Consider the following 11522-nt stretch of genomic DNA (forward strand, 5'->3'; position numbering starts at 1 on the left):
CGATGGACGCGGCGATATCGTCGGATTTACCGGTGACGAGCTCGTTGATGCCCCGGCCCAAATCGTTGTTGATGAATTGGCGCAAGTCAGTGCTGAAGAAGTTCATGGAACAGGCGGTGGTGACGATGAGCGCCATCTTGGCCATGTTGACGGCCACGGCCATCAGCGGTTCGCGCAGGGTGCCGGTGATGGCGCGGTAGCCGGTGAACATGACCCACAGCGAGAAAAGCAGATAAGCCATGGCAGCGACCCAGTGCATGGAGCGATCCATGAGTGCACTTGTTAAGCCGCTTATCTCGTTGTTCAGATATTTGTAAAGGCCAACGAAGAGAACAAAATCCATGAATATGTGTCCTTGGAGACCAGTTTGTGGCTACGGGTGACCACTGCGAAGCAAGCGCCGTCGTACGTTGCCTGTCACGATTACAAGTTGCCAAACACGGCGTTCAGCGCGCTGCCGGCAACACTGCCACCGCCGCCACCATTCAAAGCAGCGCGCGCCAACATGCTTTGCTGATCTTCCAGCGTGCGGATGATGGCGTCGTCGGCTTCCATCTGCGCGCGCCAGTTGGCCATCTCGGTGGTGAGGGCATTGCTGTAGGTCTGTGCCTGTGTGTGGGCACGGCCGGCGTCTGCCAACGTGTCAACCTCGTCGATGATGTCGGAAACCTGGTCGAACACGGTGTTGTATTTCTGCACCTCGTTGAGCATGGTCACGGTTATGTTGTACTTGTCGACCTGAGCGATCACGATCTGTGCGCAGATTTGCTGCTGGCTCTGGCGGATGGACTGGGAGGCCAGGGAGGTCAAGGCGTTCACGGCGCTGCCGATGATGCCGCCTGACTCACCCTGGCAATTCATTTGAATGAGCTGATCGCGGCTGGCGTCGCTGACGGGTTGCAGCGATTGATTGCCCAGGTTGATGCCGAAGTGCAGGCCGCTGATCTTGGACATTAGCTGCTCAAGTTGCGCTTTTTCGGTGAGCAATTGTTGGATGGTTTGTTGCAGCTGGTTGTAGAAGCCTTCCTGGTTGGCGGCGAGATTGGCCTGGTCGATGACTGCCCACTGCGCGCAGGCGGAAGAGGTGGCAAGTCCGAGGCCAAGGGTCAGGCCGGTTCGGCGAAGACAGCGGTTAAAACGAGACATGGATGATCCCTCTTTGTAATTCATGCGGAGCGCGTAACGGATGTCGCCCCGGCTCTTGCGGCGACCGTTTTTCCACGCCCCTTGCGATGCTCATAAAACGCCATTAGCCATTGCTCCGGCCGCAGCGCATCGACCTTCACCCCTGCGGCCTGCGCATGCTCCCGCAGCAAGTCATGCAGGATCTGGATGTTGTCGGTGCTGGCGGAAATCACGGCCAGCGCGTCGTCGAGTCCGTTCAAGTCCAGCTGGCAAATGGCTGCGGCGTGGCCTTGCTTGACCAGGAAACGGCGAGAGCGCTCGTCCAGGTTCACCACTTCCTGGTATTCGGCTTCGGTGAGCTTGAGGCCGTCGATATAGTCTTCGCGGTTGGCGTTGGGGTTGGGCAGCAGGATCATGGTGGCGGTTTGTTCTATCAGTGCCGCGGCGATGTCGCTGGATAGGGCGTCTTCGGGGCTTTGCGTGGCGAAGATGCCCAGACCGTTCTGCTTGCGGATGGTTTTCTGTTTGTTCTTGGCGAAGTCCTTCAGGCCACTGTCCCCTTCCAGCACTTTCCAGAATTCGTCCATCACATAGATCAGCGGGCGGCCGTCGATCAGCGTTTCCAGGCGGTGCAGCAGGTAGTGGATGACCGGTACGCGGATCTGCGCGTTGTCCAGCAGGTCGGTGTAGTCGAAGCCGACCATCGGTGTCTGGCTTAGATCGATGGTGTCGACCGGGTTGTCGAAGACCCAGCCCAGGGCGTGGCCGGCCGTCCATTTGCGCAGGCGGGCGAACAGGCTGTCTTCGCCCAGGTTGGGCAGGCTCTTTTGTAGATTGGTGAGCGTGCGCAGGTGCGGTGGCGTATCGAGCACGTTGGTGACGGCGCGATGGATGTCCTGTTCTTCGCCTGCGCTGTATATGCTTTTGCCGCCGAGAATCTTCACCAGCTCGATCAGGAACTGGACGTTGTCCTGGTTGGCGTCGCACTGGAACGGGTTGAAACCGGTAGGCTGGCCGTTTTCGATGGCGAAATAGGTGCCGCCGCAGGCGCGCACGAAAATCTCCGCGCCGCGATCCTTGTCGAAGAAGAAGATGGTGGGGCAGGGCTCGAACTTCTGCGCCTGGCTGAGCAGGAAGTTGATCAGCGCGGTCTTGCCGGTGCCGGATTTGCCGATCACCAGCGTATTGCCGATCGCCTTTTCGCCAAAGGACTTTTCCGACGCATGCGTGGCGTGGAAATTGAAGTAGTAGGGCTGGCCGTTGTTGGCCTGCAGCACCGTTACGCAGTCGCCCCAGGGGTTGTCGTGCGCCTTGCCGCCGGCAAAATTGTGCAGCGGCGACAGCCCCAGGAAATTGAGCGAGCTGACGTTTGCCAGGCGCGTGCGGTAACGCCAGTTGGCTGGCAATTGTGCATAGAACGCGGCGGTTGCGGCGAGGTCTTCTTTCACCGAGACGAAGCCGGAATTGGACAGCGCGGCACGCGTGGTGGCCAGATGCCGGGCCAGCGTGTCCTGGTCGGGGGCGTAGACGGCGAGGGTGAAGTGATACTCGCCCAGCACGAACAGGCCGGAGGCGAGTTGATCCATCGCCTCATCCAGTTCGGTGATCTGGCTGACGGCCTTGTCGCCGGAGGAAATCATCATGCCCTTGGTGCGCTCCAGCGCCTTGAGCGCTTCGTGCCGGCCCATCGGGCTGAAGGAGTGCGTGACCACGTACTCGAAATCCAGATATTTCAGCTGGTTGAGCACGCCGGGATAGGTGCTTTCGGGATACTCCTTGATGTTGAGCAGCGCGCCGAAGTGATGGCGCCCTTCCGGAGTGGTGATGATGAAGTCCCCGCTCTTGCTGGCAAAGCGATGACGGCTGACCGGCAGATACGCATAGGCAGGCGCCTTGAGCACCGGCACGGGATCGTTGATGCGGTTGAGCAGATAGCCGAACAAGGCCAGCGTTTCGGAGAAGACCACGCCGGTGTCGTTTTCGACCATGCCAAGCCGGCGCGGTGCGTAATCCTTGAGCGCCGCCTCGACGTTGTCGGCCAGTTCCATCACCTTGGCCACGGCGTGTGCCTGTTCGGCTTCCAGCTGGCCCAGGTCGGCCGACTTGGCGACGAAGCGCTTTCCGCTGACGACGGGCCGATAGATCATCGTCAGGTACAGCTCGTTCTGCATCAGGGTTTCTTGCGGCAGCTTGTTGAAATAACCGTCGGATAGCTGCTGGTTGAACGCCTGGCGAAAGCGCGGGGAATACGCGGCACGGCAGCGGCGGCGCACGTCGTGGCTCCAGAACGCGACGTTGACGAAATCCGGGGCGCGCAAGGTTTGCAGCAGGCGATTGAAGCTGTTGTGGCGGTGTTCCAGCTCCCATTCTTCGCGGCCGACAAAGGGCAGGCCCTCCATCCGCCACGTGATCAGAAAATCGCCGCCCGTGGTCTTGACCACATGGGGTGCCACGTGAGTGGAGAAGGGGATGAAGTCGCTGATAGGGGCGTCAGGGTTGAACATGCATGTGATCGGATAGGGTCGCCATCAAGGCGGCCGTAATGTCAGGGCTTGGGCTTGTGCCCGCGATAGCTGTTGGGCGTGAACACCCACTCGCCGTCGTGCTGCTTGAGGTTGCGCGCGCGGCTGCGGAACTGCAGGCGCAACCCCAGCAGGCGAAAAATCATTTCGTCACGCTTGGCCATCTGGCGCATGACGAAGATGACCGGCGGCAACAGCAGCAAGTACAGCAAGTTGAAGTACATCGACAACAGCAGGCAGCTGCCTGCGCCGAGGATGAATGGCACGTACGGCACGCCCATGAACATGGGCGGGCGCGTGCAGCCGCGGAACATGGCGTTTTTGCGCATGCCTCAGGCCAAGTGTTGCAGCGCGTTCGCTAGAGCCGCGATGTGTTCGACGGCGTGTGGAACGAAGCCGTTGGTGGGTTGGCACTGCGAGGAGCCGGCGGAGCCTGAGAGGAACAGCTTGGCGATCTGGCTGGCGGCGCCGATGAGAACGGCGCCGATCAGTACGGGTGTCACTTCGGCGATGCGTGCGTGATTGAAAGCCACTTTGTAACCGGCAAAGATCACCGCAATGGTGACCACCGTGATCGAAATAGCGTTGAGCACGGTGTTGATATTGCTGAAGAAGCCGCAGGTGGTATCGACGAGTTCGCCGGGTCCTTGCTGCGCGAGGGCCATGCCCGGCAATGTCAGCAGTGCGGCCAACGTGAACAAAGTGGACAGGTTGGTGCGGGGGAAGTGGTTCCCTGAAATCATCGGTTGGTTTCCTTTCGTTGGGTGGAGTGGTGCGTACGTGCGTGACGCCGATGGACATGCACGAAATCAAAATACGAAAGCATCGTCTTTCACCATCTGTTGCGGATCGCTGGAATCGCCCGACTTGGCAATAGGAGATGATGTCGTGTTGTTAACTGAAACACTGTGGGTGTTCGCTGATGTTTGCGTAGCCAAATCACCAGACCCGTGTACGACTGGCACGAAGACATCCGAAGTGGCTGGTTGCGCTGCTGCGGGTGTCGCTACCAACGCATCGGTAGAAGATGAAGCTTGAGGTGGCGTTGCGCTGAGTGTGCCGGCGGCAGTGTCCAGCGCCACGCTGCGCAGGGCGATGCGATACGCCGGGCCATCCTTGAGCACGATGGGCTGGTTGATGGCGGCAGGTTCGTCCGTTTTCGTCACCGGTATGGCATTTGGTTGCACCCGTTGCAGACTGCGGCCCATGGACTCGTAGACCTTCTGCACGTAGCCATCGCGGAAGCCGGTAACGAAGTTGCCGGAGTAGTAGCAACTGAAGGCCTTGCCCCAATCCTGGTTGGCGCTGGCATAGCATTCGGCCAGGATGTGCGAGCCTGCAGATAGGTTGAGGCAGGCGTCGAAGGCTTTTTCGTAGGTGTCCAGGCCGTATTTGGCGAGATTGGCGCGATTGATCTGCGCCACACCGAGCGAATAGTTGTAGCCCGCCGCTTCCAGCATGTGCGCGGTGGCGACGGCTTCGGCCAGGTTTTCCGGTTGGCGTTGCAACTGGCCGTCGACCACGCCGATGGCATACGGGTTGTGGCTGGATTCGATGTTGACCAGATGGCGCATCACATCCGGCGATACGGCCAGGTTGGGGCAGGTCATCAGTTCCAGTCCGGGAAGCATGGCGTGTTCTCCAATGCGGGAAGGTCAATGGCTGCGCGCCGGATCGAAATCGATGCCGGTGATGTGGCGACGACCGGCGTGTGCCTTGATGTGCACGACGATGTCGATGGTCATTTTCAGGAGTTGCTTGATGGTGGCGAATTCCAGCCCCGCGCCCTCGGCGGATGCCTTCACCATCAAGGCCAGCTGGTCCCAGGTCTGCTCGGTGTTGCCGGCGTGGCAGCTAGTGATGGAGCCGGGATGGCCGGATGCGCAGTTGCGGATGAAATAGAACGATTCATCGCCGCGCAGCTCGGCCAGGATGATGCGGTCGGGCTTCATGCGCAGGCAGGCTTCCATGCAACTTTTGGCGGTGACGTTGCTGATGCTTTGCCCGCCCTTGGAGTACAGCAGATGCACCACATTGGGTTGCGGAATGAACAACTCGCGCGCGTCCTCGATGGTAACCAGCCGCTCTTCCGCCGGGATGTGGTGCACCAGCGATTTCATGAAGGTGGTCTTGCCGCTGCCGGTGGCGCCGGAAACCACGATGTTTTTCTTGTGCAGCACCGCCTGCTTGAAGAAATCCGCGTAGTTGCGTTGCGCGCGCAGCCGCAACAGTTCCTTGTCGTGCTCGGACAGTAGCTGGGTGTCTTCCAGGACGTGGTCGAAGAAGCCGTCCTGCTGGTACTGATCGAGCGTCCGGGTGTGCTTGGCCGGCAAGCGGATGGTGATGGATACGGTATCGGCCGCACACGCCGGCGGAATCACGAACTGGGCACGCTGGCCGGTGGGAAAGGTGAGCGAGACCATCGGATCGGTATCGGTGATGCGCTGCCCGGTGTTGCTTTCGTTGACCACGGCGGTGCAGAACTGGCGGGCGCGCTCGAAGGTAAGCGTAGGTACCTCCACGCGCTGCCAACCGTCACGCGTCTCCAGATACAGTTCGCCAGGGCGGTTGATGCAGATTTCCGTGACGCCGGGTGACGTCATGAATCCACGGATGCCCAATACCTCGTATTGGTATTGGAGGAAATCCGGGGATACCTGGGCGATGTCTGTCGTCGCGTCCATGGGTTTAAAAGCGCGCCACCACGCCGCTGAAATCCACGTCCTTGGCGACGTAGATGTTGACGATGCTGCCTTGGTTGATGGTGACGGTAGCCGGCCGATTGGCCGACTTGCGCACCGCCTGGCCCGCCAGTTGCTGCAGGGTTTGCGCGGTGTTGCTCTGGAACGGCGTCTGCACGACCACGCCGTTGGAAATGCTGGCTGTGCTGGGGCCGTGCTTGGCGGCCTCGTAGGAAAACGCATCGCTGAGCAGGCTGATCAATAAGGCCGAGCTGATGCGGCTGCCCCAATGCTCATTGAGGTGTCCGGCGTAACCCGCGCCACCGAGTCCATCCACGCCGGGGCTTGCCATGTTCACGTCGATGCCGGTAGGCGTGATGATGCGATCCCAGATCACCGCCATGCGGTCGCCTTCCGGCCCGCTGTCGTATTTCCCGAGCACCTTGGAGCCCTTGGGCAGCAGCAGGCGGCGACCGGTGAAGGAGTACACCGGTTCGGTGACGACGCAGGAGGTGAAGCCGGGAATGTCGCTGATGATGCGTGTTTCCAGCACGCAACGGATATAGGTGCCGCGTGTCATCAGGGTTTCCGGATTGGTCAGCGGCTGGGCGCTGGTGGGCGCATCGGGCAGGCTGTGCGGTGTTGGGTTGCCGGGCACCCCGAGCTGGCTGGCCAGGTTCTGCAAGTCGCTGCCTGGCGCGCTGCCGGTGGCGCCGGCATCTTGCATGCGACGCTCCAGCAGGCTTTGGCCCTGCCGCACAGGCTTCTGCGCTTGCGCTAACCCGGGCGATCCAGGCTTGTTGACGAGGCCAATGGGTTGCGCGGGTGGCAAGACAGGTTGCGGCTGGGTTGTCACGGGGGGCGTTGCAGGCGGTAGCGTCGGCGCATGCGGTGCATCGGGCACGACGACGGTTTCCGCTTTCGGCTTCACCTCGGGTTTGTGGCCCAGGCCGTTCTTGAGGATGGCGAGGCCAAGCAGCACCAGCGTGGCGGCGACCAGGCCGATAAGCACCACCGCGCGCTTGTTGAGGCGGCCCATGTCATACGACTTCAAGACCGGCGTGGCGGCATCCGGGTCGAGCGCGTGGCCCTGCAGGTAGCGATCGTTGTAAGGATTGCCGCCCCGCGGGTCGCGGTCGGATGCGTTGGGATGGTTCGTGCTCATGGCTGGGCGTTCCTTCTTAAGCCGACGACGTCATCGCCGTGACGAAGAACCAGATAGGGATAAGTCCCGTGCACGACGATGGTGTTGCCTTCGATGGTGGTATTGACCAGGGCATCCTCTCCGTGCGCGGCGCCGCGCTTGTAGACGGCGGGAAAGTTGCCGGAAGGAAACTGTTTCAGCTCGTTCATCTTGATGTAGGTGAACTGGCCATCGTCGTACACGTAAACAGGGATCAGCCACGGCGCCTTGTTGTTGCGCGCGGCATAGTCGTAGCGGAAGTTGTAGCTGCGGCCCTTGACCAACGACACGTCGAGTTCGGGCGTTTTATCCAGCTTGTTCACCTGGTCGGAGAAGCTGGCGTTGGCCGGGTAGGTGAAGCTGATCTTGTACTGCACGCCTTCCCGCTTGGCCTGGTCGAGCGTTTTCCAATCGGTCGCCACTACCTTCAGTTCGAAAATGTAGGCATGGGTAGCAGTGCGGATCAGCATGTTGGTATCCACGTCGACGTTCTTGGGTCGCAGATAGAACACGTTTTCGCGGCGTGTGAGGTCCCAGCCGTTGCTGAAGCCGGTGCTGAAATCCAGGATTTTTTCGTGCGGGCTGAGCTCGATCTGGGTGGTGATGCCAAGCCCGGTACGCACGGGATAGATGGCGTCGGGTTTGTATTCGTACTGCTGCACCACCTGGGCGGCTGAGGGTATGGCGATGGCCATGCCGGCCATGCACAACAGCATCGGTAAGATGGTTCGGATCGACATGTTCATCGGGCGCCTACTCCCTGCAGGGCCCGGTTGGCCACGGGAGAGATCGCGGGCGGCTGCGTGGCCGTGCCCGGTGCCGACGCAGCCGCGGCGGGCGCGCTATCGGCGGGGATGGGAGCCGCGCTGTCCGCTACGGGGATGGGCTGGGTGGTGGGTTGCACCTCGCCAGGCGTGGCAGCCGGTGGGCGCGTGTCGTAGTCGTCGTCCACGCGGTAATCCGTCACCTGGAAGCCGAGCGGATTCTCCACGCGATACTGCTCGTTCATTTGCAAATCCGGCTTGTAGGTGAAAGTCAGGGTTGCAATCTTGCTGTCCAGCGGCTGGATGGCGCCGCTGTTGTTGTTGAACAGTTGGCGCTGGAATCGCACGGTGGCGCTTTTGGGCGTCTGCCCTGGGCCGCCGCCATTGAGTACGATGCTGAGGATCTTGATGCGTATCGATTGGTTCTTCCCATAAACGGCAATCGGGCCGTCCGTGGCGGTGGACGACAGCCAGCTGCGATACGCCGCGGCGACGTTGGGCGCGGCCATGGTGAGTACGGTGGGCCAGTCGCGCAGGCTGATGGTGCCCCAATCGTAGGATTCTCTCGCAAGGACAAAATGCGCCACGTTGCTGCGGTTGATCGCTTCGCTGGTGGTGATCTGACGGTGCGCAAAATCGCCGGTCAGGCGCGCGACCGAGCTGGTGCCGGTATAGGCATCCGCCATGACTACGTACGGCACCTTTTCCTTCAGCGGAAGCAGATAGAAATAGCCGCCCAAAAGAATCAGCGCCACGACCGTGGCGATCATGGCGACGAGCCAGGCGCGCCGTTCGCTGCGTTTGGCGATGTCGGCAAGGGTGACTTCGAAGTTGACGGCCGCCGCTACCGACTTGTCGATGTTGGCGCTGTCTTGTTTTCTGCTTGGCATGAGTAAACCTGAAAAAGAATCGTGACTCGGTAATCGCTATGTCCGTGGCGTGACGTTAGGGCCGGGGTGTCGGCGCATCGGGCGCCGCTGGTGGTGACGTTGCAGCAACGGGCTGGACCAGGATCTGCCGGTCGGTAACACTGATCAGCAACTGGTTCGAGCTGTAGATGACGTTCAATTGCTCAGCGGCGCTGCGCAGGTCGGTGGTTCGGATCTGCGCGACCGGCTGCACCAGGGTGTAGTCATTGGCAAGCGCGTACGACAAATCCAGGCCGGTATCGCGCGCCCAGCGCGCCAACATGGTTCGGAGCGTGATGTCCGTAGGCGCGGCAAAGTAGATGTATTGCGGATTCAGTGGAATCGCCGTCGTCGTAGCGGGAAGGCGGCTGATAGGGTGCCAGCGGCCGCCAAAATCCTTGGCGGCTGGCGTGCTGCATGCGGTAAGCGTGAGGGCGGCCAGGAGCAATGCGGCCCGCATGCATTCATTCCTGAAAAAAACGAAATCCATCTGCGCGTTGTGACTCCCCATGAGTGAGGAAAAATCATACCGGTGCAGGGGTGGTTGATAGATGTCGGCTAATGAGCAGCCGTTTTGTACGGGCTTGCTATGCCGGTGTCGCATGGCCACCGGATGCGGCGTGTCGGCTTTTTCGTTTGAAACATGCCGCATCGGAAAAGCACGGCAAGACATACATTTCATGTTGGAACGCACCCCGGCCCAGCACTCGCTTACCGGGGGAAAGGCCCGAATATGGCAAAGACTTACAAAGCAATAGGACAAAGATTTGCGCAAAAATCATCTTTCGATGTATTTGCTGGTTGGTCCATTCTGGCTGCGGGGAATCCTTACGCCCAAATAAAGGACGCGCCATGTTTGATCTTTCCAGCAAGCTGTTCCGTAACTCCATCCTGGTCGCCGTGATGGCTACGGGTGTGTCCACCGTCGTCGCTGCGCAGGATGCAGTGTCCGCCACTGGCCTTGGACAAGCATGGCCGAATGCGCCGGACGTCAGCAGCAATGCGCACTATCACGTGTACCGGTTTGAGCGTGATGGCATTACGTATATACAGATCAACGATCTTCAGGGAAGAGTGCGTGCAGCCGTTGCAACCGCGAAGGAGGTGACGTTCGCGTTACCGATTGGCGTCGATGCGCAAAACGTCGCGGTCAAGACGGTGCCGTCACCGACGGATTTGACGCAGGTTGTCTATCAGGACGATGGCTTGACAGTCACGGCGGCGCCGCAAGACGACGGCAGTGAAAACGTTATGGTCGTGGTTGCCTGTGACCCGGCGCAGTGCACAATGAACCGGGTTGCCCAGTGATCATTGGGGCATGAATGCCGCTATCTTGTTATTGAGCCCACAGGCGAACAGGACCCTTGGCAGCACGCTGACTCAAATCCTGTGGAGGCGCATCGCATAGCAATGCGGTGAAACGTACCCCGGCTGGAATAGTGCGCAGACGTGCATTCCCTTGAAACAAGCGCGCCAATAGTTGTAGTTCGCTATCGGGTTTTATGCTGGCGCCCAATTTGGGCGCCACGCTTTGCCGCTCTTTCGCTTGCAGTATGCCGTATGCCACCTGCGACTCCTCCAGCATGCCATCCATGCACAAGGCTACCCGTTGAACGCCATGGCGCGTCCCGGTGCGTAGGGTGAGGTGGACGCCGATACATGCGGGCGAAGCACTGATCGTCGCAGCTGCTTCGCACGCCATGCGATAGATGGTTGCCTGCAAAGCTTCGCTCAGGAATCGAAGCTTGCGTCCTGGCGTCTCGCAGGAATAGGCGATGCCCGCTTCGCGCAGTACCTTGCCAATGGATTCCTCCAGAGCGGCGGCCAACCCGCGTTCCCGCCACGCACTGGGATGGATGCTTTCAGCAAGGTGATAGACCTGTTTCTGTACATCCAGAAAGTCTTTGCCATAATCGCGGCGCACTTCTTCTGGTACGAAGCGGTGCATGACACGGACATAATCCATGCGAAGCGCGCCCGCTACGCACTCCAAGGCTTGAGAAGTTTGTTGCAGCCGCTGTTCGCCGAACACCAGGCTCCTTTTGGCTATTTGTTGTGCTCGCAGGGTTTCGCGTTGGAGTTGTTCGAGAAGCCGCATCTGCATGGAAAGGCGCGCGCCAAAGACATAAAGGCACGTGATAGTGAAGGCAAGCACGCTTTGAATCAGCTGGGTGTTGGGGTCTGGTCGCCATTCAACGAGCACACTAATGCTGATAAGACAAAGCGTTCCTCCAAAAACGGAGGCGCGCCATCCGTGTTTGAGCGTCAGTCCAAGCGCGGGGAAAAATAGCACCATCAGGACAACTGGGCGGGTAGCTGTCGGAACGATCCAATAAAGT

At 60.1% G+C, this 11522-nt stretch carries 13 protein-coding genes; 1 reads left to right on the forward strand and 12 read right to left on the reverse strand.

Annotation, left to right across the window (positions count from 1 at the left end; genetic code table 11):
- The 11 genes from VMA74_RS11185 to VMA74_RS11235 all read right to left on the reverse strand — a co-directional run.
- Window positions 1-343 (reverse strand): type IV secretion system protein (locus VMA74_RS11185; RefSeq protein WP_325366936.1); only part of this gene is annotated, 343 nt, incomplete at its 3' end.
- A gap of 80 nt (window positions 344-423) precedes the next feature.
- Window positions 424-1146: a hypothetical protein gene (locus VMA74_RS11190; RefSeq protein ID WP_325366938.1), complete on the reverse strand. Its 723-nt coding sequence runs from the start codon at window positions 1144-1146 to the stop codon at window positions 424-426.
- Between the two features lie 20 nt (window positions 1147-1166).
- Window positions 1167-3629: a VirB4 family type IV secretion/conjugal transfer ATPase gene (locus VMA74_RS11195; protein ID WP_325366940.1), complete on the reverse strand. Its 2463-nt coding sequence runs from the start codon at window positions 3627-3629 to the stop codon at window positions 1167-1169.
- 41 nt (window positions 3630-3670) lie between these two features.
- Entirely contained in the window at window positions 3671-3976 is a 306-nt protein-coding gene (locus VMA74_RS11200) for a VirB3 family type IV secretion system protein (protein ID WP_325366942.1), read from the reverse strand.
- 3 nt (window positions 3977-3979) lie between these two features.
- Window positions 3980-4390: a TrbC/VirB2 family protein gene (locus tag VMA74_RS11205; protein ID WP_325366944.1), complete on the reverse strand. Its 411-nt coding sequence runs from the start codon at window positions 4388-4390 to the stop codon at window positions 3980-3982.
- Between the two features lie 66 nt (window positions 4391-4456).
- Entirely contained in the window at window positions 4457-5278 is an 822-nt protein-coding gene (locus VMA74_RS11210) for a lytic transglycosylase domain-containing protein (protein WP_325366946.1), read from the reverse strand.
- Between the two features lie 24 nt (window positions 5279-5302).
- Window positions 5303-6331, reverse strand: a complete 1029-nt coding sequence (gene virB11, locus VMA74_RS11215; RefSeq protein WP_325366948.1) for a P-type DNA transfer ATPase VirB11 — start codon at window positions 6329-6331, stop codon at window positions 5303-5305.
- 4 nt (window positions 6332-6335) lie between these two features.
- Window positions 6336-7493, reverse strand: a complete 1158-nt coding sequence (locus tag VMA74_RS11220) for a TrbI/VirB10 family protein (protein ID WP_325366950.1) — start codon at window positions 7491-7493, stop codon at window positions 6336-6338.
- On the reverse strand, window positions 7490-8227 hold the full coding sequence (locus VMA74_RS11225; protein ID WP_414649601.1) for a TrbG/VirB9 family P-type conjugative transfer protein: 738 nt from the start codon (window positions 8225-8227) through the stop codon (window positions 7490-7492). Before VMA74_RS11225 ends, VMA74_RS11220 begins: the two co-directional genes overlap by 4 nt.
- A 26-nt stretch (window positions 8228-8253) precedes the next feature.
- A complete protein-coding gene (locus tag VMA74_RS11230; protein ID WP_325366952.1) occupies window positions 8254-9165 on the reverse strand; it encodes a type IV secretion system protein in 912 nt (303 codons plus the stop codon).
- Between the two features lie 55 nt (window positions 9166-9220).
- Window positions 9221-9643 (reverse strand): hypothetical protein, encoded by a 423-nt coding sequence (locus tag VMA74_RS11235; protein ID WP_325366954.1) that lies wholly within the window; start codon window positions 9641-9643, stop codon window positions 9221-9223.
- Window positions 9644-10035: 392 nt separating this feature from the next.
- Here VMA74_RS11235 and VMA74_RS11240 point away from each other — a divergent pair, with 392 nt between their 5' ends.
- A complete protein-coding gene (locus VMA74_RS11240; RefSeq protein ID WP_325366956.1) occupies window positions 10036-10491 on the forward strand; it encodes a hypothetical protein in 456 nt (151 codons plus the stop codon).
- 28 nt (window positions 10492-10519) lie between these two features.
- On the opposite strand, the gene VMA74_RS11245 is transcribed toward VMA74_RS11240, so the two are convergent.
- Window positions 10520-11522: hypothetical protein (locus VMA74_RS11245; RefSeq protein ID WP_325366958.1), on the reverse strand; the 1003-nt coding region annotated here is incomplete at its 5' end.

The organism is Dyella sp. (assembly GCF_035508675.1).
Classification (GTDB): Bacteria; Pseudomonadota; Gammaproteobacteria; order Xanthomonadales; family Rhodanobacteraceae; genus Dyella_B.